Source organism: Patescibacteria group bacterium (genome assembly GCA_018819405.1).
Classification (GTDB): Bacteria; Patescibacteriota; Patescibacteriia; order UBA1558; family GWA2-36-10; genus XYD1-37-29.
In genome coordinates this window covers 128,816-155,618 of sequence record JAHJQF010000001.1, presented here as the reverse complement: position 1 = coordinate 155,618, position 26,803 = coordinate 128,816, and the positions used below count along the sequence as shown (strand labels likewise).

Sequence of the window (26,803 nt, the reverse complement as noted above, 5' to 3'; positions counted from 1 at the left end):
AGTTATTTAGGCGAGAAGCACAGCAATGAGAAGAAGTGCAACCACATTTAAAATTTTAATCATTGGGTTAATAGCTGGACCGGCAGTATCTTTATAAGGATCGCCGACAGTATCACCTGTCACAGCGGCTTTGTGAGCATCAGATCCTTTGCCGCCGTGGTGACCGCTTTCAATATATTTTTTGGCATTGTCCCAAGCTCCTCCCCCAGAAGTCATCGAAATAGCAAGAAATATTCCAGTGATAATAGAGCCAACCAGAGTGCCACCTAGTACTTGCCAGCCGTTGTCTCTAAAGATAAGCATGATAAGTATTGGAGATAGCACTGGGATAAGAGCTGGGATAATCATTTGTTTTAGAGCTCCTTTGGTTACTATATCTACAGCTCGGGTGTAGTCTGGTTTTTGAGTTCGGTCCATAATGCCTGGCATTTCTTTGAATTGTCTGCGCACTTCTTGGACTACATAGCCAGCAGTTTTGCCAACCGCTTCCATGGATAATGCGCCAAAGATATAAGGCAACAAGCCGCCGATAAATAATCCAGCTAGAACATAAGGCTCATCTAGGTTAAATGATATATTTTTGCCTAAAGCAGCCAGATCTTCAGTGTAAGCAGCAAACAAAACCAAGGCAGCCAAACCAGCGGAAGCAATGGCATAGCCCTTGGTTACAGCTTTGGTAGTATTACCCACGGCATCTAGAGGATCGGTAACATTCCTTACTTCCTCTGGTAATTCGGCCATTTCGGCAATACCTCCGGCATTGTCAGTGATTGGTCCATAAGCATCAATAGTAACTATAATACCAGCTAGTGATAGCATGCTCATAGCGGCAACAGCAATGCCGTAGAGGCCTGAAAAGCTATAAGCAGCTATAATACCAGCTACAATCACCAGTACTGGCCAGGCGGTGGCTTTCATACTGACGGCCAAACCTTGAATAATATTGGTGCCGTGTCCGGTCTCAGAAGCTTTGGCAATTGATTTTACAGGTTTGTATTTTGTGGATGTATAATATTCGGTTATCCAAACAATAAATGCAGTTACAACCAATCCTACCAAACTAGCATAGTATATATTTAGGTAATCAGTACTGATTAAATCAGACATCATATATTTGGTGACAAAAAAGAAAGCAACAACGGTCAGGACACCAGCAGCAATCAAGCCTTTGTAAAGAGCCTTCATGATGCCGTCATTTTTTTCTATCTCTTCAACGGACTTGTTTTTGGAAAGTCTAATAAAAAATAAACCGATTAGTGAAGTAAAGATTGCTACTGCTCCCAGAGCTAGAGGATACAAGATAGGATTTTCTAGAGGCAGTCCACTGGCATCTTTGAAAGTCAAAGATCCTAGGAGCATAGCGGCTACTAAAGTCACAGCATAAGTTTCAAAAAGATCAGCGGCCATACCAGCACAATCTCCAACGTTGTCACCCACATTATCGGCTATCACAGCTGGGTTTCTCGGGTCATCTTCTGGGATACCAGCCTCAACTTTTCCTACGAGATCTGCGCCGACATCAGCTGCTTTGGTGAAAATACCACCACCAAGTCTAGCAAATACAGAGATAAGACTGCCACCAAAACCTAGGCCAACTAGATGTTTGACAGTGATAAATGGTAGAGCAAGCATGCCGGCTACTCCCAATAGAGCTAGGCCAACTACCAGCATTCCAGTCACTGAACCACCTAATACAGCCAACCTCATAGCTGGTTGGATACCTTTTTTAGCAGCTTCGGCAGTACGGACATTGGTGCGGACTGATACATTCATACCAATGATTCCAGCTGCGGCTGATAAGACAGCGCCTACCAAAAAGGCTAGAGCAGTTCCCCAGTCTATGGCAAAGCCTAGGACAATAAATAAGACCACAGCTAGATAAGCAATGGTTTTATATTGCCTATTTAAGTATGCTTTAGCACCAGCTTGTATAGCTGATGCAATTTCTTGCATTTTTTCATCGCCACTTGGGCTTTTCAAAATTTTCTTTATTAGCAGAATTCCAAAAACTATGGAGATAAGTGAAGCTAAAATAGCCAATAAAATTACGTTGGACATAATGAGTTTATTGTTAGTTATTTTTTAGATTTTTTAGATGACTTTTCTTCTGATTTTTTGTCATCATCAGTTTTTTCTTTTTTTGCTTTTTCTTCTGATTTTTTGTCATCACCTTTAGCAGACATTTTATCTCCGTCTTCAGCAGATATAATATCTATTTTCCAGCCAGTCAATTTGGCAGCTAAACGGGCATTTTGTCCACTGCGGCCTATAGCCAAAGACAATTGATCATTAGCCACCTTTACTGAAGCGGTTTTTGCTTCTTCGTTGATTTCTATACTTTCTATTTCAGCCGGAGATAGAGAGTTGGCAATAAAGGATTTTACGTCTTCTTCCCATTCTATAATGTCTATTTTTTCTCCACCTAGTTCATTGATGACAGTCTGGACTCTTGAGCCACGTTGACCGACACATGACCCTACGGGGTCTATATTTTCTTCGGTAGCTACTACAGCTATCTTAGAGCGTGAGCCAGCTTCACGGGCAATGTTTTTAATTTCTACTGTACCGGCAGCAATTTCTGGTACCTCGGTAGCAAAAAGCTCACGGACAATTTCGGGGTGAGTACGGGACAAAATTATTTCTGGTCCTTTATTTCCCATCCTTACTTCTACAATATAAAAATTTAGACGAGTGCCAATATTATATCCTTCGGTTCTGATCTGTTCTTCAGGGGTTAGGATGGCATTGGCTTGTCCTAGGTCTACTATATAGCGTCGGCCTTCTTTTCTTTGGATAGTGCCCAAGACTAATTGGCCTTCTTTATCTTTATACTCATTGAATATGTGATCACGTTCGGCTTCTCTCAGACGCTGGACAATCACCTGTTTGGCGGTTTGGGCGGCCATGCGTCCGTATTCCTCTGGTACTTCCAGCTTAGTTTCAATAATATCACCGATTTTGTAGTCAGTATTGATTTTTTGAGCCTCAGAAAGCATCATCTCACTTCGGGGATTAAATCTCTTTATGAGCTCTTCTTCCGGAATCTCTTCACCAGCCTCTTTTCTATTTTTTTGCTCTTCTACCATTTTTTCCTCTTCTTCCAAATCTACATCTTCAACCACAGTTTTAACATCAAAAACAGCGGCTTGGCCGTTGTCAGCGTTAAATACTACTTTGATGTTTTGATTTTTGTTGCCAAATTCCTTGCGATAGGCAGCGGCTAAAGCGGCTTCTATAGCCCCAATAATAGCTTCCATAGAAAGGTTTTTTTCTTCAGCAATTAGTTTGATGGCAGCGGCAATATTGTTGTTTGCCATAATTTTTTTCTTTAATTAATTTAATTATTTGCTTATATTATATATAAACTCCTCGCCCTACGTCGTTTATAAAAAAGAGCTAGTCTACTATAGTAAACTAACTTTCATCGTAGGTAAATATAGCTTATTTTTTTTTATTAGTCAAGGACTATATTTCAAAAGTTCTTATTTTATTTTGGCCGTTTATTATTTCTACAATACAAATTTCTATTTTGTAATTTGCTTCGGTTTTATATCTTTGGCAAAAAATTTGATAGGCTTTTTGTATATTATTTATTTTTTTATTATTGATACTTTCTTCACCCCAACCAAAATTCAGGCTGGAGCGGGTTTTTACTTCTACTATCAACATTTGTTGATTTTTTTGTAAAATTAAATCAATCTCTCCATAGCGGGTATAAAAATTTTGGGCAATATATTTATAGCCTTTTGACTGATAATATTTTAGGGCAATTTTTTCACCCCGCTGGCCGAATTGTTTTTTATAAAACATAAAAACAGACTAGGGCCTGTTTTTATTTATTTGTGATAATTTATTATTTTTTCTTAGGTAGCCATTTATCAAATTCTTTTTCTTTTTGGATGATTTGTTCTTTTTGTGGAATTTTGGTCTGCCAGTATTTGATAATATATACCAGCCAGATCAATTCTATTAGTAAAAATAATAACAACCAACCGCGGGCACTGATATAAATAGCTCTGACTTCTCTAAAATAGAAAAAAGTCAGGCCTATTATTCCGGTGGTCCATCCCCAAACTTGTAATTTGTACCAGACATTTTTTAATAAGCCGGCAGATTTTTTGTATTTTAATTGGGCAAATATGGCCAGGACGATGGCTCCCAAAAAAATAATCAATAGAGTAATTCTCATCGGCCAAGAAAATCCAGCCTCAGGAAAACGGTTAAAAAGGTAAGATAAGTTAAAAAATTTTGATAAATCCATAAGTTATTTTAAAAAGTATTTATATGTTAAATTAAAAAACAGGCCTCGTCAACCCCGCTCTTCACGAAGGGCGGGGTCAAGCCCGTTTTTTGTATAGTTTATGGTTTTACAAATATCATACCAAAGTGGTATTGGCCAGCTTGGAATTCTTGCTCCAACACCAATTTGAGTTTACTGGCATGTTCTCTGATATTTGCTTGGTTTATTTGTCGGTTTTTTTGTGGTGTAAAACCTGGGGCCGTGGTACTCCAATCAATAATTAGCATTTTGCCTTCTGATTTGAGTAGGCGATGGCCCTCGGCCATCATTTCATAATGTTTGTCAGATTGAAATAGGACATTTACCAGTAGGACAAAGTCTAGGCTGGATTCTGGTATTTTGGTGGCGCCTAATATCTCAATATTACTCCAAACGGCTTTGATATTATAGAGTTTGGACATACGGGCTTTTGATTCAATATCCAATAAAGTATTTTTTATGATATCTACGGCATATACTACGCCTTGGTCGCCAACTAGTCTAGCTGCCTGCAAACTAAACATCCCGCCACCAGCGCCAAGATCGGCCACTCTCTTTCCATTGGTAATATATAAAGTTTCAGACAGTATTTTGTTGGCATCAAGCAATTCACTTTTACCAAATATTTGGGTTTGACTTTTTTTGTCTGTATAGCCAGGAGAAGTGTTAGATTGGTCTGGCGTTGCACTTTGGTCGTTTATTTTTTGCTGAGCAGCTTGAGCTAAGATTGGATTGGATGAATTTAGGGCTTCACCCTGATTGGCTATTTGATTGGCGGTCATAGGATTGCTTGGCGCTGGAGTGTTGAATGTTTGGTTGGCTATTGGAGAAACGGAATTAGGATCAGAAACATCTCTGGTCAAAATTTGATTATTAGCCTGTGTTTTTGCGTCCATAAAAGTTATTTTAGTTATTTATATTATTATTATAGCAAATTTATCTTATTTATTGAATAATAGGAGAAAACAAGGTATTATTATAGTATATAAAAAGCTTATGCTAGCGGATTTTTGGCAATATTTTTTTTCATTAGTCTGGCTATTTTTGCCAGCTGGAGCGGCCAATATGATGGCCAGTCTTTCTAGATGGATTGATTTTTTGGATTGCCCAGTTGATTTTGGTAAAAGCCTAAAAAACAAAAGAATATTTGGTAATCACAAAACTTGGCGAGGCTTATTTTTTGGCATGATAGCAGCTGTTTTGGTGGCCTATCTCCAAGTCAGGTTCTATACTCCAGATAAATTTTATTATATTTATGATTATACAAAGTTAAATTTTTTGGCTCTGGGTATTTTGTCTGCTTCGGGGGCTCTTTTGGGAGATTTATTTCGTTGTTTTATCAAGCGCCGCAAAAATATAATGCCAGGCACACTTTGGTTTCCTTATGATCAGATAGATTGGATAGCAGGAGCAATCATCACTATGTCTTTTTATATACAGATAAGCTGGCAAAATGCCATTGCGGCTGTAGCCTTATCTATTATTATCCATCCGCTTATAAACTATATTTGTTTTTTACTCAAGTTACAAAAAAATAAATTTTAAATTATATGGAAAAGCACAGTAGAAAAATTTCAATCCTTATACCAATATATAATGAAGCGCAGTCTATACTTGTACTGTATCAAAAATTGTCAGCTGTTTTGGCTAATATGGACTACGAAATTATTTTTGTAGATGACGGATCAAGAGATGATAGTATAGTTGTATTGGAAAGTATAAAAAGCCAGAACAATAAATTGAAAATAATTCAACTCAAGAGAAATTTTGGTAAGTCGGCTGCTTTGGCAGTAGGGTTTGAAGAGGTTTTGGGTGATTTGGTAATTACTATGGACGGCGACCTTCAGGATGAGCCTACAGAGATACCTCGCCTGCTGGCAGAGATTGATAAGGGTTATGATTTGGTCTCTGGTTGGAAGATAGATCGCAAAGATCCTCTGGTCAAAAAAATTTCATCTAAGATTTTTAACTTTACGGTCAGTATAATGACGGGGTTAAAATTACATGACTTCAACTGTGGATTCAAAATATATAAAAGCGAAGTAGTAAAAAGTTTGGATGTTTATGGAGACTTGCACCGTTTTTTACCAGCTTTGGCCTATCAGCAGGGATTTAAAGTTGGTGAGTTAAAAGTAAAGCATAATGAACGTCAATTCGGTGATTCAAAATACGGACGCTCTGGGCTAAAGAGAATCAGAAATTATATACTGGATCCGATAAATGTTATTTTGATTACCAAATATCAATACAAGCCAGCTCATTTTTTTGGTGGTTGGGGCTTATTGGCTATATTGTCCGGCTTAGTTATTAATATTTATCTATCAGCCTTATGGTTTCTCGGCCATGGTCCGATTGGCAATCGGCCACTTTTATTTTTGGGTATACTCTTGATAATAGTCGGTATTCAGTTGGTGTCTATGGGTTTTTTGGGGGAGTTGATTGTCAGGGCTAATTTTAAAAAAAATAAAAACTATTATATAAAAGTCAAAAAATGAGTTTTTTTAAAAAGCACAAATTAGCCTTTTTTTTGCTTGCTATTGTGGCCTTTCTTTTTATTTTTACTGATTCTGATATACCTAGCACCAATTCATCTTCGCGCTATCTGACTATAAATTCATTAGTCAAAAATGGTAGTTTTATTATCACAGAAAATAATGTAAATACAGATGACAAGATTTTTAGAGAGGGAAATTTTTATTCTTCCAAGCCGCCATTTTTGTCAGTAGTAGCGGCCGGTATATATTATCCTCTTTACCATATCTTTTCCTGGGAGCTGCCGACCAAGCCTTTTTTGAGCCATGGATTTTCTTTGCCAGCTGTTTATGTTATCAATTTATTGTTGGTTGGGGGAAGTTTTATATTACTTTTATATTACTTTTATCAAATTTTGATTTTGATAGATATTGAAAAAAAATACCGCTATCGTCTCTTGGCCGGCTTAGCGTTAGCAACTTTGTATTTGCCATACTCTACAGTTTTTAACAATCATACAATAGCCGGTTCATTTTTATTTATATCTTTTTATTATTTATGTTTATTAAAAATCCAGGGCTTTAAGAAAAAATGGATTTTTTGGTCAGGACTTTTAGCAGCTTTGGCTGCTGTTATAGACTTACCAACTGGTTTAGCATTTTTTAGTGGATTTTTTATTTATTATTTTTTTCGTTATGGGGCAAAAAATATTTTTTATTATATTTTACCAGCGATATTTTTGTTTTCTTTACATCTTTATTTAAATATTCAGATTACCGGCGATATACTACCACCCCAACTGCATAGTGAAATGTGGTCTGTCAACGGACAGATGTGGAATTTAGAAGCAAAGGGTAATATATTTAAGCATTCTTTGCTTGTCTATACATTCAATATATTTTTTGGTACGCATGGCTTGTTTTTCTATTCGCCTATTTTGCTATTATCATTTTTTGGGCTTTATAAATTATTAAAAAATAAAAACAAAGATTTTTTTTGGGAAGCTATTTTGGTGGCACTGACATTTTTGGCTATTTATATTTTTTATGCTTTTGGCTCCCGAGCCTATGCCGGCGCTGCCTATGGCTTTCGTTGGTTTTTGGCACCGACACCTATTTTATATTTTTTTATTACTTTTCTTTTTAGAGAAAAACCGGGGCATAAGCTGGTAAATTTATTTATTTATTTATTTTTAATTTCTTTTTTGATAAATATAATAGGTCTTTTTAGAGTTTGGGCTCCATATTATATTTATGATATAGGTGGCATAGAATATCTTTGGCCGTTTCTTACCAATGCCAAAAAAATTGTAGAATTATACTTACCATTTTTATTATAACAACAAAAAACAACCCTGCACCGTTATGGTGCAGGGTTGTTTTTATTTTTAAAAAGTATGAATACTTTTAGGCTTTGCTAACTGAAGTAGCAGCTGGGCCTTTTGGAGTATCAGATACTTCAAAAGTGACGTTATCGCCTTCACGTAGCTCGTCAAAAGAGACACCGCTAAGTTCGTTGGCGTGGAAAAATAGATCTTTTCCGCCGTCTTCTGGGCTGATAAAACCGAAGTTTTTGTCAGTCAGTTTTTTGATAATTCCTTGCATGATAAATGTAGAAATAAATGCGAATTAACTATAGTAAATTCGAAACTCGACTTCATTTCTACTCTTACTATACTTTTGAGCAATTATTATTACTCGCCAATATAATAGCACATAATAGTAAAAGTGTCAATGTGGGTCTATTTTATTCAACAAAAAAGCACTTCGTTAAAGAAGTGTCTCTTGTCTTTCGGCTCAACTGCGTTCGCTCTCCTCGAGTCCGAGCCCCAAGGCTTTTTCTTTGGAATCGAGGACACAATACTCTTTTTGGCCAAAGACCACAAGCGAATGTAGCTGGCCAAATGGTGACCCCACGGGGAATCGAACCCCGCTTGCCAGGATGAAAACCTGGTGTCCTAACCACTAGACGATGGGGCCATGGGTAAAATAACTCCGATATAATAACGAAAAATCGGCAAAATGTCAAGGTTGTCTAAGGTTATTTTTTGTATTTATTATCAAATTTTTTGGTGTCATCATAAGGAACAAATTTTTCCTGGTGTTTTGGTACAATAAATATAGAGTTTTTTTGATGCTGGATACCACACCAATAGGCCTCAGTCTCGGCGGCAATGACAGTGGCGTACCTCAAAAGTCCGTTGGCATAGCCACAGTACATACAATTTATTTTTTGAATAGGCTCCAAATAATCTAATTTTTGTCGGTCTATTTTTATATAAGCTTCTCGGGGGACCAAAGGTATGTCGTAAAGAGGAAAACAAACTCGGTGATATAGCTCTATAAAAATATCCAAAAGGATCAAGGGGAACAACAGGGCATAAATAAAAGGAATAGACAATATATGATTGAGGGCTTTATCTGGAAATTTTAAATATTCCATTTCTGTTTTTTTGTTAATTATTCTACGGTGACACTTTTGGCCAGGTTTCGGGGTTTGTCCACGTCCAGACCCTTTATATCAGCTATATAATAAGCCAAGAGCTGTAATGGTATCACATTTACAACTGGTGACAACTCATTACTTATTTTTGGTACTTCGATAATATAGTCTACCAATTTTTTTATTTCTTTGTCTAGGTCATTTACTATAGCTATGATTTGACCACCCCTAGCTTTGACTTCTTGCATATTGCTGATTATTTTTTGAGAAAGATTATTTTTGGTGGCCAAAAATATTACCGGCATGTCCTGATCAATCAGAGCTATAGGGCCGTGTTTTATCTCAGCGGCCGGATAACCCTCAGCATGGATATAGGAAATTTCTTTTAATTTGAGAGCGCCTTCTAGAGCAACCGGAAAATTGAGGCCGCGGCCTAAATACAAAAAATTGCGGCTGTTCTTAAATTCTTTGGCTATTTTTTTTATTTTGTCAGCTTGAGTCAAAACTTGGCCAATTTTTTCAGGTACCTTAGCTAGGTCAGATAATATTTTTTTATCAAAAGGTATGTTTTTTTGCTGAGCAATATATAAAGACAACATCAAAAGAGCCAACACCTGAGAAGTAAAAGCTTTGGTAGAAGCTACACCAATTTCTGGACCGACGTGTAAATATATACCAGAGTCAACCTCTCTGGTGATAGTAGAGCCTACTACATTTACTATGCCCAGAGTCTTGGCTGATTTGCTTTTAGCCTCCTTGAGGGCTGCCAAAGTATCGGCTGTTTCTCCAGATTGGGAAACAGCAATAACTAAATCCTCTTTGGATACTATTGGGTCTCGATAGCGGAATTCAGAAGCATAATCTACCTCAGTAGGCATACGAGCAATGTCTTCCAATAGATATTTGCCAATCAAAGCGCTGTGCCAGGAGGTGCCACAGGCCGTGATGACTATTCTTTTTATTTTTTTTATATCTAAATTAATAGATAGCTTAATTTGGTTTTTATTTATCCGACCGCGTAAAGTATTGGTCAGAGCTTGAGGCTGTTCAAATATTTCTTTGAGCATAAAATGCTTGTAGCCTTGTTTGGCTATTTGGTCGACACTCCATTTTATTTCATGGGTGTTTTTGTTTATTTTCTGACCACTTATATTTTTGATAATATATTTATTTTTGGATATTATAGCTATCTCATCATCATTGAGGTAAATTACTTTTTTGGTATATTTTAGTATGGCCGGCACATCAGAAGCAACAAACATCTCGCCTTTACCTACACCCAATATCAATGGTGAGCCTCGTCTGGCGACCACTATCTTATCTTCACTTTTGTGTATTATAGCCAATCCAAAAGCCCCATCTATTAGCCCTATAGCTTGGCGGGCAGCTTGCTCTAAGTTGCCCTGATAAAATTTTTCTATCAGGTGAGCCACTATTTCTGAATCAGTCTCAGATTTTATTTTATGGCCTTGTTTTATTAGAAGTTGTTTTAGGGCTTGGTGATTTTCTATGATACCGTTGTGGACGATAGCGATATCTCCATGACAGTCCAAATGAGGGTGGGCATTTATTTCATTTGGTTCGCCATGTGTTGCCCAACGAGTGTGAGCAATGCCAATCATACCAGTCAGGTTTTTTATTTTTTCCTGTTTGGCCAATTCTGAGACTTTACCTTTTTTCTTGATACTAGTAAGTTGTTTGTTGGACAGGACACATATCCCAGCACTGTCATAACCTCGGTATTCCAATTTTTCCAGACCTTCCAAAAGTATAGGGACGCTTTTTTTGTCACCAATATAGCCGATGATTCCACACATATTTTTATTTAAATAATTTTAGTACCCCTTTATATATAATATCGCAAATATAGGCAACTCCAAAACTAACGATAGTAGATAACAATAAGATTATAGAAAAATCCAGATAGATATTGTGGCTATAGTTATTTAACAGTTTGTAAAACAGCTCTACTACGAAAAAATGAAGCAAAAAAATCCAGAGACTCAGTTGGCCAGATTTAATGAGTATTTTTTGTAGCCAATTGTTTAGATTTATTTTGTCTCTTAATAAAAACAGAAAATTAAATATCGCTAGACCATAAAACAATCGGACATTGTAAAAACGATAATCAAAATTGAAGACAATCAGCCAATATATGATGATAATAGATAGCCAAAACAAAATTTGAGTTTGAAAATACTTTTTTTGATAAATAATAAAGTAATTTCTCATATAAATGCCATATTGGAAAAAGAATAGGTACTTTCCAAATAAGGGGATGCCAAATATTCTCCAGGTTTCAGGATAAAGATATGATGATAGGGTAATCAAGAAACTGATATATAGAAAAATTTTGCTATTTCTTAGTAATGAGAGGGCAGGGTATAGAAGGTAAAATTGTAAAAGTACTACTACAAAGTAATAAGGCACGGCCGCCTGGCCAGATATTAATAAATATAAAAAATGCTTTATACTTGTCCCAGTAAACATAGCTAGAGCTGAGACAATTATGATATAAGGCAAAAATATTCGGACAATTTTTTTAGTATAAAATTTAGTCAAGGCTGATTTCTTGTTTGCCAGTGGTTTTAGCAAAATACCGGAGGAAATAAAAAATATTGATATAGCAAAACGTGATAAGTTGTTTATGATATTAAAAAATGGGTGTGGCTGGCCAAAGTAAAAAGAATAGAAATAACTAACATGTATAATAATAACTGCTATAATGGACAGACCTTTGAGCCAGTCAAAAAACAAGTCTCGGCTAGTTGATATTTTTTCTTCTTTATTTTGGATATCAGAAAAATATATTTTACGAGCCAAGGGGATCGAAAATATAATTAATGAAAATATAATTAAGACTATTCCTTCCATATATTATTTATAAATAAGTAAACAAATCGTCTTCAGGGAACCTTATCTTTGGTCTTTTGGGGTCAGATTCTCTATACCCAATAGTGAGTATAGCTTGTGATTTTTGTGAGTCAGGTAGTGATAAGGTAGTATTCATTTTTATTCTATTAAATCCTTCCATAGGGCATGAATCAATTTTTAGCTCGGCACAGGCAGCTATAGCAAAACCAAAAGCAATATAAGTCTGTCGGATAGCCCAAGCTTTTAATTCATTATCAGTTTTTTTGTTTATAGTATTTTGGCTTACAGCTTCTAGATTGATTAATTCGGCGCGGTCTTGTTTTTGTAGTTGGGCGGCTATATCAACATATTTTGATACTCTATCTAGTAGCGCTTGTCGGCCGACTATAGAACAAAAAATGAGAACATATGATGCAGAATCTATTTGAGCCTGATCATTGGCTATTGGCTTCAATCTATTCTTTAATTCTGTATTTTTTATAATATAAATATGGTAGGGTTGAAGTCCACGTGAAGTGGGGGTATATTGGATGGCTGATAATATTTTATCTAAGTCGTCTTTAGTTACTTCACGTTTTGTATCAAATGATTTGGTGGCAAAGCGCCAATTTAGGTTGTCTAAAAAAGCCATATAAGATATTTATTTATTTCTTTCTTGTTATTATAACAGTATCGGCAGTAGTTTGACAAAACATATTTTTGGGTATATATTCATAATATAAACCATTGATAAGAAAAGGAGGTGATAGTATGCCAAATAGAGACGGTACAGGGCCAAATGGTCAGGGCTCAATGACAGGGCGTGGCATGGGAAACTGTGCCAATAGTGCCCTTCCAGAAGGGCAAATTGCCCCAAATAATCGTCGTGGGGCTGGTCTCAATAGGAGGCAGAGAAAGCCTCGTCTGGGTCGCTAGATATTGAATTATTACCCAAATAGTATAAAATAGTAGATATGGTAAATATTAGAAAAAGACGAGGGGCTGGTCGGCCTCGAGGCAGACGTAAAATAGCTATTGATCCTATAGTTACCTATTTTAAGCCTCGAGGCTTACCGCTAGCTACATTAAAAGAAATAGACATAAGCAAAGAAGAATTAGAGGCTTTACGTCTAAAAAATATAAAAAATCTCGATCAAATACAATGCGCCAAAGCGATGAAAACATCACAAAGTACTTTTCAGCGTATTTTATCTAGTGCTTACAAAAAAATCAGCCAAGCCATTGTAGAAGGCTATGCCATAAAGATAACAAAAGAGTAATTATATGAAAAAAATAAATTTGCTTGCCGTCTTTATATTTTTGTCACTACTATTTTTACCAAATATTTCTAAAACACAATCTGCCAATCAGGTTTATTTTTTTTATGCCAATGGCTGTCCTCACTGTGCTAAAGAAGAATTATTTTTAGATAAGATTGCTCCCAGTTATCCTAATATTGTCATTAATCGTCTGGAAGTTACTAGTAGTAAGGAGAATGCTAATCTTTTGATGGATTTTGGAAAAAAATTACAAGCTGATGTGTCAGGTGTGCCTTTCACAGTAGTAGGCGACAATTATTTTATAGGCTATTTTAATGAACAGACTACCGGTGCTCAGATTGAGCAGGCTATCAGTCAGTTAAATTCAAGGGCAGTGATTGTTGTGCCAAGACCGCTGCCTATACAAATGAAAGAAGAAATGTCGGCTGTTGATCAAATACCAGAGCCAACTGTAGAAAATAAAAATGGCTTGTTTGATGTACCAGGAATTAATTTAGACAATATGTCACTTTTGGGAATGAGTGTGGCCTTGGGTTTTCTGGATGGGTTTAATCCTTGTGCTATGTGGGCTTTGGTTTTTTTGATTACCTTATTATTGGGTATGGAAAATAAAAAAAAGATGTGGGCTCTTGGTCTGACGTTTATTGCTGTTTCGGCTTTTGTATATTTTTTATTCATGGTTGCTTGGCTAAATTTAATTTTGTTTTTGGCTTATGTAATTTTTATTAGAATACTTATTGGTCTATTGGCATTAGGTGGCGGAATTTACAATATCAAAGAGTTTTATACCAACAAAGCCGGCACTTGCAAAGTAAGTGGAGGAGAAAAAAAGAAAAAGATATTTAATAGGCTCAAAGAAATAGTCGGCCAAAAAAGTTTTGTTTTGTCACTGATGGGTATTATTATTTTAGCTTTTGCAGTCAATCTAGTAGAGCTTATTTGTTCAGCCGGACTGCCAGCTGTTTATACTCAGATATTAGCTTTAAATGATCTAAGTACATGGCAATATTATAGCTATATTTTGGTCTACATATTCTTTTTTATGATAGATGATATGTTGGTATTTTTTGTGGCTATGACTACTTTGCAGCTTACTGGCCTTAGTACCAAATATTCTCGTTGGTCAAGCTTGATAGGCGGCACAATAATGGTTATTATTGGTATTTTATTGATATTTAAACCGGATATTTTGATGTTTGGATAATAATAAAAATCCCTCGCAGAGGCGGGGGATTTTTTGTTATTTATTTATATAATTTTGATAATCAGGGCTGTTTTTCCAGAGACTCCAGGGGATAGTAGGGTGGACAGTTTTGCCACTCCATTTTATAGACTGAGATATTGCTTCTACTGGATAGCCACCGTAGACGTAGGCATTGACTATAGTGAACCAGTTTTGCTTGCTGATATAAAATTTACCTATCCTTTGCTCTAAAACATTTTTTAATTCTACAGCTTTGTTTTGTTCATAACCAAGTGAGCTGCGTTCTTTACCGTAGATAAGTTTTATCCAATGGCCAGGGCCTTTTGGGTTATAACCATTTTTTATCTCTGTGCCATCATTGTAGCCGTCACCATCAGTATCATAGTTTAGAGGATCGGTGCCAATAGCCACTTCATAAGAGTCTATCAGTCCATCTCTATCACTGTCTACTTTAGTTGAATTTATTTTTTCTCCCAACACTTCTGGACTTTGTTCGGGCAAGGTAATAAATTGATATTCAGTAGTTGATTTGCTATGTCCATAAATATCATTTTTAGTAGTAATGACATAATAGTAAGTAGTATTAGGCTTTAGATCTTTCAAAGTAATTTCATGCGTAGTCTGACGATGAGAAGTGGTGCTCGGTATATCCTTACCATATTTTTTTGATTGGGTACCAATTTTAATATAAGATTTTGTGGCAATATTAGTTTTAAATTTTATAGTTACCTGACGGCTAGATATTAAAGGGCTTCCATAACTTATAGGCTCAATATTATAAATACTCAAGGCAGTATTTTTATTTATGTCGCCTCCTGTTGTAAAAGTAAACACCTTACTGTAATAGTAGTTGCCACCCCTATCAGTGATTTTTATTTTGGCTGAGTATCTAGTATAGGCTTTGAGGCCAGTGATAGTAAGAGCATTATCATTTATATATGAGTTTACTTTTTTACTTTTATTAAAATTATTTTCTCCGATACCATAATATATTACAGATTTTACTTCTTCATTGGCAGTCCAAGCAAAGGCAGCTGCATCGCTAGTTACTTGTATCAATTGAGATGATAATATTTTTGGTTCAGTGGTATCTTTTATTTTACCGGTTTCAAAATTTAGAAGAAAAGTTTGGTTAGATATGCCATCTTTGGCTGTAGATTTTATTTTATAATAATAAGTAGTTTTACTTTCCAATCCGGTCAGAGTTACTTTATGTTGATAATCATAATTATTATAAATTAGTCTATATTGTAAATCGTCCGGGTTTTCCCCAAAATAAACTATACTTCTGGTGGCTTGATTAGTGCGCCAGCTAAGTTGGGCGGTATTGTTTTCAAAATTGCCAACATTTATCTGACTAATAATCAAATCAGCAGCCAAAGTTGAAGGAGTAAAGGCAAAAGAGGCCACTAAAACACTGATTATTAATAAGATTTTTAACCAATTTTTCATATTTTTAGCTTATTTTTTAGTTAATAGGATAATATACCATATTTTTGTAAAATTGTCAATAACTAAGGCTTTTAGCTACTTTAAAGAAAAGCTTAAATAATAAATTTTTTTGCCAGCCAATAAGTGTTTTTTTTCAAAATTGGTTTGTATTTTTAGATAATCAGGTAAATTATCTTGGCTATATATATCTTCTATTTTTTCTTTTAGCTGGCCGCCAAAGTCTTTTATACTAGTTTGACTATAATCATAGAGATTTTTGTCATCAGTTTTAAGGTTTAATAGAGATTCTTTTTTTAGTATGTTTTTATAAATTTGTAAAAATTTTGGGCTAGTAAGTCTTTTTTTGATTTGGCCTTTTCTTGGGTATGGATCAGGGAAAGTAATCCAAATTTCTTGGATAGATTTTTTTTTAAAATATTTTTCCAAGTCTTCTATTTGGATTCTCAAAAAATAGGCATTACTTATTTTGTTTTCTAGTGCATATTTGGCGCCATTCCATAAACGTTCGCCCTGGATATCTATACCAATGAAATTTTTTTTAGAATCTTTTTGGGCTAGTGCCAAAGTGTATTCTCCACGGCCGCAAGCCAGCTCCAAGATAATATCTTTTTTTGTAGATAGAATTTTTTGAAGCCTTTCCTTATGATCTTTTTGATGTAATTGAATAAGATTGGGGAAATTTTCGGCCTCGGCAAATTTTTGCATTTTTTTCCGGGACATATTAGAATATATTAAGTTAATTAAAACATAACAGATTATTATCTTATGGACAATATTACTATAAAAAATACCTATAGTAAAAATGGCAAATGGAAATTTGATGTAGAAATAGGCGACGATAGCAATAGGCAGATGTACAGCGTGGTTTTAGACAGGGACTATTATATTTATCTGACAAATGAAAAAATACCGGCCGGCCAACTAATTCAGGATGTTTTTATGTTTTTGCTTTCTCATGAATCAAAGGAAAAAATAATAAGTGATTTTGATGTCCGGCAAGTCAAAGACTATTTTCCGGATTTTGAAAAAGATATCAAAGTATATTAAAAATAAAAAGGACTTCCTCGCGGGGAAGTCCTTTTTGGGCCTGTGCGCAGGCCTTGGTGAGCTTGTTTAGCGCACCCAGTCGGCCTCAAATCTTTCAAAGGGAATTCGGGCAGTCTGGACCGTGGTGAAGGTAGCGTAGCTGTCTGTGAGGTTGGCTACGCTGTGGCGTACTCCCGGATCTTCGATCACCATGTCGTTGACACGGAGAGCGACGCCCTGGCTTCGAATGGCCTCGACATCAGCTTCGTTCAGGACGTCGGAATCGATGACTACGATTTCGCCGTCGGTGACCACCGAAAGCTCGTGTACGGCCTGATGGCTGTGGAACTTCTGGACAGTCATCGGCGGAATGTCGGTGATGATTATTTTGGTCGGAATGATCTCGCTCGCCGAGGTATGCAGATCCTTGTAGTAGTAGCGGATTTCAAAGCCATTGGTTTTGGCTGCCGCTACGATGCTGGCCAGATCTTCCAGTTCGTCTCCTTTGTAGGAGCTGTACTGGCCAGGCTGGCCGAGCTCTTTGCTGTGGTCAAGCACAGCAATGCCTTGGAGACCCTGTCTGATAATGAGCATGTTTTCCTCCTGGGTTTGGGTTTCTGTGAGGGGAGCGTAATTGCATATATTAGTAATATATTGGGATTTTGTCAATACAAAAAAAGGCACGCGTTCTGTTTCGCGTGCCCTCATGTTTCTGTGCTCAAGATGATGCTCACTTGCTGGTGGTGAAAGAAATAGTGTGTGTGCCGTCGTTGTTGTCGTGGGTCTGGAAGCCGGCTTCTTGTAAACGTCGAGCCAACTCCAACACACCGCCGATGCCGTGAAATTGTCTGGTGGCCTGTTCGACCAGTTGGTCGACAGAGTCTCCTGTTCCGTTTCCGCCAGTCAGTATGGCAAGCAAGCTATTGCTACCATTACCAGGTTTTTGTGGTGTCTTGGAAGAGGTAGGAGTATCAGGATTGTCTGTTGTCGTATTGTCATCGCCGTTTCCCTTTTTGGCAACTTTTTTTTCGACTTTCTTTGGCGGATCGGTGGCTTGATGACCGTCAATAATAGAGGTGGGCTGGCGGTAAACCTTGATGTTACCGCGCTGAGAGCCATTTTCGACCAAGCCTAGTCTGGTTAGCTGTTTGATGTAGTTGCTAATACTGCCTCTGGGAATGTCAAAGCTGGAAAGCTTGAGCAATCTGGTGGCGTAGCGACTGATTTCCACGACATTAGCAAGATCATCTCCGGCCAATCTCAAAAGGGAGTGGTAGACCATGTGTTGTCTAGCATTGAGTCTAAAGGTTTTTTCCGGCATTGTCTCAGCCTCCTTTTTGGTCTGCAAGTTTGTGGCCAATACTCCATTTGATTCCAATCTAATGCGATGGACAAGCATCCCTTTGCCGTTACGGGCACGTTCGATTATCTTGGGAGTGATTTTTAGGAGTTGACTCCAGCCGGTTTGCCACCAGAGTTTTTGTTTTCCCAAGTTGTGGGCAAATTCATCAAGAAGACGGACGGGATTGGGCAGGAGAAAAACTCCGCTTACGTCCAGAAGTGCCTGTCCGTAAGTGGGTAAAAGAAGCAGTAGAGCCAGATAGACCTCTTCGGTTTTTTCTGGCAGTTTGATTGGTTGAGGAAAGCGTCTAGAGTAGAGGATATGGCTTGGGTCTTCTGGTTGGCTGATGGCGGGGCGTGAATATTTGTTGACGAGTTGTTGTGGACCGCATTCCAGTGCTTTGACCAAGTTGATGCTAGTCTTGCCACAGATCTTGGTCAGATAGTCAGCTAAAGTTTTTAGCAAAATATCTGCCTCGACATTGTTCTGAGGCTTGAGCACAAAGATTTGTGACGCACAGCTCTTTGTTTGGCAAAAGTGCCAAAGCACTTGGTCTCCTTGCACCATAAGGCACATTTGATTCTCTTTTAGGGCTATAGCTCTGTCACACAGTCCTGATGTTCCTGATAGTTTGATTTCTCTGATACCAGCCACATTTTTGGCGACCGTACTAGTCAGCCATGAGGCTAGACGCAGACAGTCTTTTTTGTCGCCGGAAATTTTGATTCCGTTTTGATTACTAGGCATTGTAGTCCTCCTTCGTGAAAGGGTTTTTTGGCTTTTTCAAATAAACAAAAGAGGAGTTTTACCCCTCGCTAGAATTATATCTTGAGCTTGTCAATGTACACAGCTCATTAGCTTTATTTTTACATTTTTATTTTTATTGGTCAATATTGACACAAAGCATTTTTTATCTTAAATTAGCTTGATATCTAATTAGTTTATAGTAAAGGTCAAGTCTGCTATAATGTATAATATAATAGATATTAAGATAATTTTATTATTATTAATTAGCTTAAATTTCCAAGTGGATGAAAATTTTAGCAATTGAAACATCTTGCGATGAGACAGCTGTAGCCGTGATAAAAGGCAGCGGATCTTTTTTGGTTTTAGAAAAAAATATTGTTTATTCTCAAGTTGATATACACACAAAATATGGTGGGGTGGTGCCGGAAGTAGCTGCTAGAAAACATGCCGAGACCATTATACCTTTGCTAGAAGAAATAACCGGTAAAAACAAATTAGCGGGTATAGATTATCTAGCTGTTACTGCTGGACCGGGTCTTATTACTTCTTTAATTTTAGGAATTAGCGCGGCTAAAACATTAGCTTATGCTAATAATAAACCGCTCATGCCAATCAATCATATGGAAGGCCATATTTATTCCAATTGGCTTTCCAATAGTGAGTTAGTAAAAAATCCAAAGAAATATTTCCCAGCTCTCGTACTTATAGTATCGGGTGGACATACTGAGCTGGTGTTGATGAAAGGGCATGGGCAGTATTTTTTACTTGGTCAAACTTTAGATGACGCAGTTGGTGAAGCTTACGATAAAGTCGCCAAGCTTTTGAATCTGGGATATCCGGGTGGGCCGATTGTCAGTCGATTGGCTGAGTCAGGAGACGGTCAAAAATATGATTTTCCCAGACCAATGATGGACAAGAAAAATTTTGATTTTTCTTTTGCTGGTCTCAAGACGGCAGTATTATATGCTTTGGAAAAAAAGAAAAAATTGAACCAGCAGGATGTCAAAGATGTTTGTGCTTCGTTTCAAACAGCGGTTACCGATGTTTTAACTACCAAGACTTTTAAGGCTGTAAAAAAATATAAAGTCAAATCTTTACTACTAGCGGGAGGGGTGTCAGCTAATAGTTTTTTAAAAGCATCTTTGGCCAGTAGAGCCAAAGAAATAGACTTACCGTTTTTTTATCCAGAGCTGAAGTTTACTGGAGATAATGCCGCTATGATAGCCGTTGCCGCTTATTATAATATAAAAGACAAGAAAAAGGATATCTTGCCAGCTAAAAAGGTATTTAGTCTTGGTCCCCAGTCTAATTGGCAACTTACCAAAAATAAAATATAATAAATAAAATAAACCCCGTTAAAAATTATAAGGCTTATATATGAACGGGGAAAATAAAATTTAATCATTAATTTCTAACGGGGTGAAAGAATACATATCAAATAACCAAAAAGAAACGGCTCAAATAGCTAATGATTTGGCCGATAGATTAGAAGGCGGGGAGCTGATAGCTTTGAGCGGTAATCTGGGAGCCGGTAAGACGGTATTTGTAAAAGCACTAGCCAAAGCGCTCAAGATAAAAGAGCAGATTACCAGTCCGACTTTTGTTTTGATGAAAGTTTATGATATTCACTCCGTTAAATCCTCGCACATGCGAGGTGCAGCTGAGCCGCAATTTAACGGGGTAAAGCATAAAAAAGCTGATAAGTTTGTTCATGTTGATTGCTATCGTTTGCGAGGTCAAGATGATCTTTATGATATAGGTTTAGGCGATTATCTAAACTATGATAATATAATAGTAGCTATTGAATGGGCGGACAAAATTGTAAATTTACCAGAAAGAACTATAAGAGTAGATATAAAATTATTAGAAGGTGACAAAAGAAAGATAACAATATTATGGCCAAAAAATTAGAAGAATTAGCTAAGGCATATGAGCCTGGTTTATATGAGGATGATATTTATAAAATTTGGGAAGAATCGGGTTTTTTTAATCCTGACAATTTAAAAGAAAGCAAAGAATATTTTAGTATTGCTATGCCACCACCAAATGCTACTGGTGTGTTGCACCTAGGGCACGCCTCTGCTTTGGCTTATGAAGATTTGATGGTTAGGTACAACAGGTTAAAAGGTAAAAAAGTTCTATGGTTACCTGGTACGGATCACGCAGCTATTGCAACCCAGACTAAAGTAGAAAAAATATTGGCTAAAGAGGGCGCAGATAGACAGACCTTGGGTCGGGAAGTTTTTTTGCAAAGAGTAAAAGATTATGTAGCGAATTCACAAGGCACTATCAGACATCAGACTAGGAAGATGGGCTCTAGTTGTGATTGGTCAAGAGAAAGATATACATACGATGATGGTTTATCCTACGCTGTCAGCGAAGCTTTTATTAGAATGTATGAAGACTCTTTGATATACCGTGGCCATAGGATTGTAAATTGGTGCCCAAGATGTGCCTCTACTTTGGCTGATGATGAAGTAGAATACAAAGAGCAGATGGCTAAATTGTATTATATAAAATATGGCCCTTTTATAGTAGCCACTACTAGACCAGAGACCAAGCTGGCTGATACCGGAGTAGCTGTTCATCCTGATGACAAAAGGTATAAAGAATATACTGGCCAGACTTTAGAAGTAGATTTGGCAGGACACAAAATAAAAGTAAAAGTTTTTGCTGATTTGACAGTTGATAAAGATTTTGGTTCTGGTGTAATTGGTGTTACTCCGGCTCACAGTGCTATTGATTATGATTTTGCCAAAAGCCATAGTTTGGAAATTATCAAGCTGATTGATGAACAGGGTAAGATATTGGAAAGCGGCGGCAAGTATAAAGGCCTGACAGTCCTAGCGGCCAGACAAGCTTTTGTCAAAGATTTAGAGAAGGCCGGTCAAATTGATAAGATAGAAGATTTTAAAAATAATTTATCTATATGTTACCGTTGTGACACTCCAATTGAACCGCTTACATCAGAGCAGTGGTTTGTGGCAGTTGATAAAAAAATACCTGGTAGAGGCAAAAGTCTAAAAGAGTTGGCTACAGAAGCAGTATCAAGTGGCGAAATAAAAATATTACCGGAGCGTTTTTCTAAAATATATTTTCATTGGATGGAAAATTTGCACGACTGGTGCATCTCACGTCAAATATGGTGGGGTCACAGAATACCTGTTTGGTATGACGAAGAAGGCGATATCATAGTAGCCCACAATGAAGCAGAAGCTAAAGTCAAAGCCAAAGGAAAAAAAATAATTCAAGATGAAGCTACTTTGGATACTTGGTTTTCTTCATCGCTCTGGACTTTTTCAACCCTAGGCTGGCCATTAGATAAAAAATTGTCTTTTGATAAAGACTTAATAGCTATTATAAAAAGCGGAGAAAAGAAAAAAACTTATAGATTGTCTGATAAAGGTTTTTCCAAAGGCGAGACAGTAATTTTGGAAAATTCTCAGAGCAAAGAAAATTTTGGTTATGCTAGGATTATTGATGTAAAGATTATAAAATTTAAAGATTTGGATTTAAAGCAGGCGGGTCATGAAAAATATAATAATACCGATGATTTTAAAGACGTGTTCAAAAAGTATTATCCTGATAAAGATATCACCGACGATACAGACTTATGGTGCTATGAATTTATATATAGTCAAAAAGCAGACTTAGATTTATTTCATCCTACTTCTGTCCTGGAAACGGGTTATGATATTATATTTTTTTGGGTGGCCAGGATGATATTGATGAGTCAGTATATTTTAAAAGATAAACCATTTGATACAGTTTATCTCCACGGCCTTATCAGAGATAAAGAGGGTCAAAAAATGTCCAAGTCACTAGGTAATGGTATTGATCCTTTGGAAATGATAGAGAAGTTTGGCACAGATGCTTTGCGTCTATCTTTGATAATCGGCTCTTCTCCGGGAGCTGATTTGCGTATTTATGAAGAAAAAATTGCCGGCTACAGAAATTTTGTAAACAAACTTTGGAATATATCCAGATTTATATTTAATTTTGTAGAAGATATAAGACCGGTTGTCAAACAACCACCAGTCAAGACATTGGCCGACCGTTGGATCTTAGCGGAGTTAAATAAGCTAATCGGTCAAGTAAGTGATGATATGGACAATTTTAGAATATCGGCAGCTGGTGAAAAAATTTATGATTTTTCTTGGAACAAATTAGCTGACTGGTATTTGGAGATATCCAAAATAGAAAAAGAGAAAGATGATATTTTACTTTATATTTTAGAAAAACTTCTTATTTTATCTCATCCTTTTACGCCATTTGTAACAGAAAAAATTTGGCAGGAATTTGGTCAGGCTGAGCTACTGATGATTAAAAAATGGCCAGAGACAGTAAAATTTGATGATAATATTATATCGGATTTTGCTGAGCTTCAGGAGCTGGTAGTAGCCATTAGGAATTTGAAGGCCGAAAACAAAATAGCACCGACTGATTTTCCAGATTGTTATATTGAGAGCAAAATTTTAGACGATGATTATTTAATTTTGGCCTCTCAGATGGCTCGAGTTACATTGTCAGATCATAGATTGGATGTGGAGGCAAAGTATATAAACAGCAGTATAGTATATATTGACCTATCCAAAGAAATGACCGATAAAGAAAGAAAAGATTTACAAAAGTATATTGGTGGGATGGAAGCAAAACTTCAAAATGAAAGTTTTGTAAAAAATGCTCCAGTTGATGTGATTGAGGAAACAAAAAAACGGCTTCAAGAAGCCAAAAACAAATTAAAATAGTTTTAAAATCCCGCCCCGAGCAAAGTCGAGGGGCGGGATTTTTTAGTCTTTTACTTTATCAAATATTTCAGAGATTGAAGTTATGCCTTCTAAAGCTTTGAGCAGGCCATCTTGGAGCATACTTATCATTCCATTATTGATGGCTATTTTTTCTAGCTCATATTCTGAAGTATTGTCCGATAAAATTATTTTTTCTATTTCAGGGGACATCAAAAATACCTCATAAATTCCGATTCGGCCTTTATAGCCGATATTCTGACATTTTTCACAGCCTTTGGAAGTATAAAATTTCAGGTTATTTAAATCGCTTGGTTTGTGACCTGACTCAGGGCTGATTTCATTTAAGGCGTTTAAAATAACAGTCATAGTTGCATTGTCGATTTCTTGGTCCTCCTCTTTACAGTATTGGCACAACTTGCGAACCAATCTTTGACCAATTATGGCGTTCAAAGCTGGAGCCAATAGAAATGGCTTTACGCCCATAGCCAGTAGACGTGGTATAGTGCCAGCCGCTGAGTTGGTGTGTAGTGTAGAAAGCATCAAATGTCCGGTAAGAGCGGCATTGATAGCCGTGTCAGCGGTTTCTAAATCTCTAATTTCACCAACCATTACTATATCTGGGTCTTGTCTAAGTATAGCTCTCAAACCACGGGCAAAAGTGTAATGGATATTTCTTCTGGTGGTTCCTTCGTCTAATTCTTCTTGACTTGAATCAATATTTTCAACCTGACTTTGGACAATACCAGGCAACTTATATTCTATTGGATCTTCTAGAGTAATTATTTTTGTTTGTGGGTTGTTTAGTTGATTGAGAATGGCATATAAAGTAGTGGTTTTACCGCTACCAGTAGGACCAGTAGAAATGATCATGCCGTTTGGCTTACCCATTTCATTTTTTAGATCGTTATATGATTTGCCACGTAGACCAAGGCTATCAAATTGTAAGCCAACGACGGAAGCTTTGAGTAGCCTCATGACAATACTTTCACCATAAGCCGTTGGAATAGAGGATACCCTGACGTCTATTTTTTCTTTGTCCGAATGTATAGTAAAACGTCCGTCTTGTGGTTTATTGTTCAAGTTTAATTTTAATCCAGACAATAATTTTATACGAGAGTTTATTTTGTCCCAGGTATCACGGGGTAGGGAAGCCACGTCATGAAGTACGCCATCCATACGCAATCGGATTTTTACATCTTTTTCTTCGGCTTCAATATGGATATCAGATGCGCCAAAAGTAAGGCCGGCTGATATGACGATATTTAGAGTTTCAGTCAGCTGGGTTTCTTGGATTAGTTTATTGAGATCTTCAAAATTGGTGAGCTGTTTTTGGTATTTTTCCAAGTCCTCGGAAGTAATAGTAACCCCTTCCATTTGGATTATCTGGGGGATTTTGTTATATATTTGAGTGGCTTTTTGAAAACTATTTTCTGATATTAGATATACCTTTATTTGGGTGTGGTATATCTCTGATAATTCTTTTTTTAAATTGGCCACTTGAGGATTAGTGGGATTGAGAGAGCCCAGTCTCATTTCATTACCAGTGTATAAAAAACAGACAGTTTCCAAAGACTCAGATTGTTCTCTTGAGATTATTTTGATAGCTTCTTGTGAAATAGGGAATTTGTCCAAATTAATATAAGACACGCCGATTTTATCAGCTTGTTCCTGGATACGCTTTTCTTTTTCTCTTAATTCTAGCTCTGATAGTTTGCTTTGCAGCTTTCTTGTTTTCTCATCACCAGATATAGCTGCGAGGCCAGATTGGTCTGCCATATAAATTTTAGATCTTAGTTATGTATAGATATTATACTTTATTAAAAGAATATAAGTCAATTTGTTTTAGCTAACAAAAAACCATTCTAAGTTTTTGTTGGGAATGGTTTTTTAGTGTTTTAAAATATTTTTATTTTGCTAACCTAGGTAGGTGTTTATGGGCTAGTCTATGTACTTTACTCTGACTTTTGCCGGGGGAGACTAGCTCCAAAAAAATATAAGTCCAGACCATATTATATAAGGCTCCATAATAGGCCGTGCCAAATATAAAGACAAATATTGCCAAAAATACTCCAATTACCATTATAATCCAGAAGGCTAATACACTAAATGACATAAACATGGCTAGTATCATAAATGGCACAAATACAAATACCAAAGCTGTAAACATTAATACAAAGAAAAGCACAGTGATAAATAGTAATAGAAGGGCATTTTCAATAGTGATTACCCAATTGGCCTTAAATAAAACCCAGCTGTTTAGAAAGGCTTCAGAAAAATTTTGATTTTTTAAGACAACATAGGCCGCTCCATATCTAGTCACAAAAGAAAGAATGATAATCATAGGTATCAGTACAAAGAAAGTGACAATTCCCAATATAATATAAATAGACCAATCTTGGCTGTTTGATAAGAAGTAAATAAGTGGCTCAATCACTAGAGCTATAAAGAAGTAGCCTAGCAGGGTATTTATTACGTTCAATCCTAAGAGGGGCCAGAATTTTTCTACGCCAACTCTTAATCTTTCTATCATTGAGCTAGTTTTTTTCTTTTCCCCAGCAGCTTTAATTAAGGCTCCTTGTGAGGAAATGGCCAGTATAGTGGCAATAGCAAACACAACAAAAAATCCAACCAGAGTCATCAGGTTGGGTAGGTCACTAAGACCAACTTTGGCGGTGGCAAAAGTCAAAAGTATTTTGAGCCAGGATTCTATACTGGTACCCAAGAAATCGGGAGTAGTGCCGGTCAGATTAAATAAAATTTTTACTTCATGAAAGCCTAACAGAGATGCAAATATCCCGAAGAATATTACGGACATATTATTGTGTATTGCTTGCCAGGCATTTTTGTAGACTTTTCGATAGAACATATTTTTTTATTTTAATTTGTTTTTATATTTTTATTTGACGATTTTATTATACAATATTTTAGCAGAAAATAAAAGCCTCCCGTTAGGCGGGA

26 protein-coding genes and 1 tRNA gene are annotated in these 26,803 nt (G+C 36.6%); 10 read left to right on the top strand and 17 right to left on the bottom strand.

From position 1 onward, the window contains the following. Positions 1–6: 6 nt before the first annotated feature. The 5 genes from KKH39_00745 to KKH39_00725 form a co-directional block, all read right to left on the bottom strand. Positions 7–2,058, bottom strand: coding sequence for a sodium-translocating pyrophosphatase (locus KKH39_00745; GenBank protein MBU1202564.1), 2,052 nt, complete (start codon positions 2,056–2,058; stop codon positions 7–9). Between the two features lie 17 nt (positions 2,059–2,075). Then, positions 2,076–3,317, bottom strand: coding sequence for a transcription termination factor NusA (gene nusA / locus KKH39_00740; protein MBU1202563.1), 1,242 nt, complete (start codon positions 3,315–3,317; stop codon positions 2,076–2,078). Positions 3,318–3,465: 148 nt separating this feature from the next. Beyond that, positions 3,466–3,810, bottom strand: a complete 345-nt coding sequence (locus tag KKH39_00735) for a YraN family protein (protein MBU1202562.1) — start codon at positions 3,808–3,810, stop codon at positions 3,466–3,468. Positions 3,811–3,853: 43 nt separating this feature from the next. Continuing rightward, a complete protein-coding gene (locus KKH39_00730) occupies positions 3,854–4,261 on the bottom strand; it encodes a hypothetical protein (GenBank protein MBU1202561.1) in 408 nt (135 codons plus the stop codon). Between the two features lie 98 nt (positions 4,262–4,359). Continuing rightward, a complete protein-coding gene (locus KKH39_00725) occupies positions 4,360–5,175 on the bottom strand; it encodes a class I SAM-dependent methyltransferase (GenBank protein MBU1202560.1) in 816 nt (271 codons plus the stop codon). Positions 5,176–5,275: 100 nt separating this feature from the next. On the opposite strand from KKH39_00725, the gene KKH39_00720 reads away from it, so the two are divergent. Genes KKH39_00720 through KKH39_00710 form a run of 3 tightly spaced genes read left to right on the top strand, consistent with a single transcriptional unit; the run spans position 5,276 to position 8,090 of the window. Further along, the gene (locus tag KKH39_00720; GenBank protein ID MBU1202559.1) at positions 5,276–5,824 is read left to right on the top strand and encodes a CDP-archaeol synthase; all 549 of its coding nucleotides are present in this window, start codon (positions 5,276–5,278) and stop codon (positions 5,822–5,824) included. A gap of 5 nt (positions 5,825–5,829) precedes the next feature. Then, complete coding sequence (locus tag KKH39_00715; protein ID MBU1202558.1) at positions 5,830–6,774, top strand: glycosyltransferase family 2 protein; 945 nt, start codon at positions 5,830–5,832, stop codon at positions 6,772–6,774. After that, the gene (locus KKH39_00710) at positions 6,771–8,090 is read left to right on the top strand and encodes a hypothetical protein (GenBank protein ID MBU1202557.1); all 1,320 of its coding nucleotides are present in this window, start codon (positions 6,771–6,773) and stop codon (positions 8,088–8,090) included. The genes KKH39_00715 and KKH39_00710 overlap by 4 nt, the downstream gene beginning before the upstream one ends. A gap of 67 nt (positions 8,091–8,157) precedes the next feature. On the opposite strand, the gene KKH39_00705 is transcribed toward KKH39_00710, so the two are convergent. The 6 genes from KKH39_00705 to KKH39_00680 form a co-directional block, all read right to left on the bottom strand. Further along, a complete protein-coding gene (locus KKH39_00705; protein MBU1202556.1) occupies positions 8,158–8,355 on the bottom strand; it encodes a cold shock domain-containing protein in 198 nt (65 codons plus the stop codon). A gap of 300 nt (positions 8,356–8,655) precedes the next feature. Further along, positions 8,656–8,730 (bottom strand) — tRNA-Glu (locus KKH39_00700). A gap of 61 nt (positions 8,731–8,791) precedes the next feature. Then, a complete protein-coding gene (locus KKH39_00695) occupies positions 8,792–9,193 on the bottom strand; it encodes a hypothetical protein (GenBank protein ID MBU1202555.1) in 402 nt (133 codons plus the stop codon). Positions 9,194–9,210: 17 nt separating this feature from the next. Then, on the bottom strand, positions 9,211–11,010 hold the full coding sequence (glmS, locus tag KKH39_00690) for a glutamine--fructose-6-phosphate transaminase (isomerizing) (protein ID MBU1202554.1): 1,800 nt from the start codon (positions 11,008–11,010) through the stop codon (positions 9,211–9,213). Positions 11,011–11,014: 4 nt separating this feature from the next. Further along, positions 11,015–12,067 carry an acyltransferase gene (locus KKH39_00685; GenBank protein MBU1202553.1) on the bottom strand — a complete coding sequence of 351 codons (1,053 nt, stop codon included), beginning with the start codon at positions 12,065–12,067 and terminating at the stop codon, positions 11,015–11,017. A 7-nt stretch (positions 12,068–12,074) separates the two neighbouring features. Next, complete coding sequence (locus KKH39_00680; protein ID MBU1202552.1) at positions 12,075–12,698, bottom strand: NAD(P)H-dependent oxidoreductase; 624 nt, start codon at positions 12,696–12,698, stop codon at positions 12,075–12,077. Positions 12,699–12,796: 98 nt separating this feature from the next. On the opposite strand from KKH39_00680, the gene KKH39_00675 reads away from it, so the two are divergent. Genes KKH39_00675 through KKH39_00665 form a run of 3 tightly spaced genes read left to right on the top strand, consistent with a single transcriptional unit; the run spans position 12,797 to position 14,530 of the window. Next, positions 12,797–12,982, top strand: coding sequence for a DUF5320 domain-containing protein (locus KKH39_00675; protein ID MBU1202551.1), 186 nt, complete (start codon positions 12,797–12,799; stop codon positions 12,980–12,982). 38 nt (positions 12,983–13,020) lie between these two features. Beyond that, a complete protein-coding gene (locus KKH39_00670) occupies positions 13,021–13,326 on the top strand; it encodes a DUF134 domain-containing protein (GenBank protein ID MBU1202550.1) in 306 nt (101 codons plus the stop codon). A 4-nt stretch (positions 13,327–13,330) separates the two neighbouring features. Next, positions 13,331–14,530 (top strand): hypothetical protein, encoded by a 1,200-nt coding sequence (locus KKH39_00665; GenBank protein ID MBU1202549.1) that lies wholly within the window; start codon positions 13,331–13,333, stop codon positions 14,528–14,530. Positions 14,531–14,566: 36 nt separating this feature from the next. Here the strand turns inward: KKH39_00665 and KKH39_00660 are convergent, their stop codons facing one another. Both KKH39_00660 and trmB read right to left on the bottom strand, forming a co-directional pair. Beyond that, positions 14,567–15,982 carry a fibronectin type III domain-containing protein gene (locus tag KKH39_00660; protein MBU1202548.1) on the bottom strand — a complete coding sequence of 472 codons (1,416 nt, stop codon included), beginning with the start codon at positions 15,980–15,982 and terminating at the stop codon, positions 14,567–14,569. A 75-nt stretch (positions 15,983–16,057) separates the two neighbouring features. Further along, a complete protein-coding gene (trmB, locus tag KKH39_00655) occupies positions 16,058–16,702 on the bottom strand; it encodes a tRNA (guanosine(46)-N7)-methyltransferase TrmB (protein MBU1202547.1) in 645 nt (214 codons plus the stop codon). A 45-nt stretch (positions 16,703–16,747) separates the two neighbouring features. On the opposite strand from trmB, the gene KKH39_00650 reads away from it, so the two are divergent. Continuing rightward, positions 16,748–17,029: a hypothetical protein gene (locus KKH39_00650; GenBank protein ID MBU1202546.1), complete on the top strand. Its 282-nt coding sequence runs from the start codon at positions 16,748–16,750 to the stop codon at positions 17,027–17,029. A gap of 66 nt (positions 17,030–17,095) precedes the next feature. Here KKH39_00650 and KKH39_00645 read toward each other — a convergent pair whose 3' ends face one another. Both KKH39_00645 and KKH39_00640 read right to left on the bottom strand, forming a co-directional pair. Next, positions 17,096–17,602 (bottom strand): cupin domain-containing protein, encoded by a 507-nt coding sequence (locus KKH39_00645; protein ID MBU1202545.1) that lies wholly within the window; start codon positions 17,600–17,602, stop codon positions 17,096–17,098. Between the two features lie 136 nt (positions 17,603–17,738). Then, on the bottom strand, positions 17,739–19,097 hold the full coding sequence (locus tag KKH39_00640) for a hypothetical protein (GenBank protein MBU1202544.1): 1,359 nt from the start codon (positions 19,095–19,097) through the stop codon (positions 17,739–17,741). Positions 19,098–19,381: 284 nt separating this feature from the next. Here KKH39_00640 and tsaD point away from each other — a divergent pair, with 284 nt between their 5' ends. The 3 genes from tsaD to KKH39_00625 all read left to right on the top strand — a co-directional run bounded on the left by tsaD (position 19,382) and on the right by KKH39_00625 (position 23,845). Next, positions 19,382–20,434 (top strand): tRNA (adenosine(37)-N6)-threonylcarbamoyltransferase complex transferase subunit TsaD, encoded by a 1,053-nt coding sequence (gene tsaD, locus KKH39_00635; GenBank protein ID MBU1202543.1) that lies wholly within the window; start codon positions 19,382–19,384, stop codon positions 20,432–20,434. Between the two features lie 82 nt (positions 20,435–20,516). Next, positions 20,517–21,008 carry a tRNA (adenosine(37)-N6)-threonylcarbamoyltransferase complex ATPase subunit type 1 TsaE gene (gene tsaE / locus KKH39_00630; protein ID MBU1202542.1) on the top strand — a complete coding sequence of 164 codons (492 nt, stop codon included), beginning with the start codon at positions 20,517–20,519 and terminating at the stop codon, positions 21,006–21,008. Beyond that, a complete protein-coding gene (locus KKH39_00625) occupies positions 20,993–23,845 on the top strand; it encodes a class I tRNA ligase family protein (protein MBU1202541.1) in 2,853 nt (950 codons plus the stop codon). The genes tsaE and KKH39_00625 overlap by 16 nt, the downstream gene beginning before the upstream one ends. 42 nt (positions 23,846–23,887) lie before the next feature. On the opposite strand, the gene KKH39_00620 is transcribed toward KKH39_00625, so the two are convergent. Continuing rightward, a complete protein-coding gene (locus tag KKH39_00620; protein MBU1202540.1) occupies positions 23,888–25,621 on the bottom strand; it encodes a GspE/PulE family protein in 1,734 nt (577 codons plus the stop codon). 130 nt (positions 25,622–25,751) lie between these two features. Further along, positions 25,752–26,711 carry a hypothetical protein gene (locus KKH39_00615; protein ID MBU1202539.1) on the bottom strand — a complete coding sequence of 320 codons (960 nt, stop codon included), beginning with the start codon at positions 26,709–26,711 and terminating at the stop codon, positions 25,752–25,754. Positions 26,712–26,803: the final 92 nt, after the last annotated feature.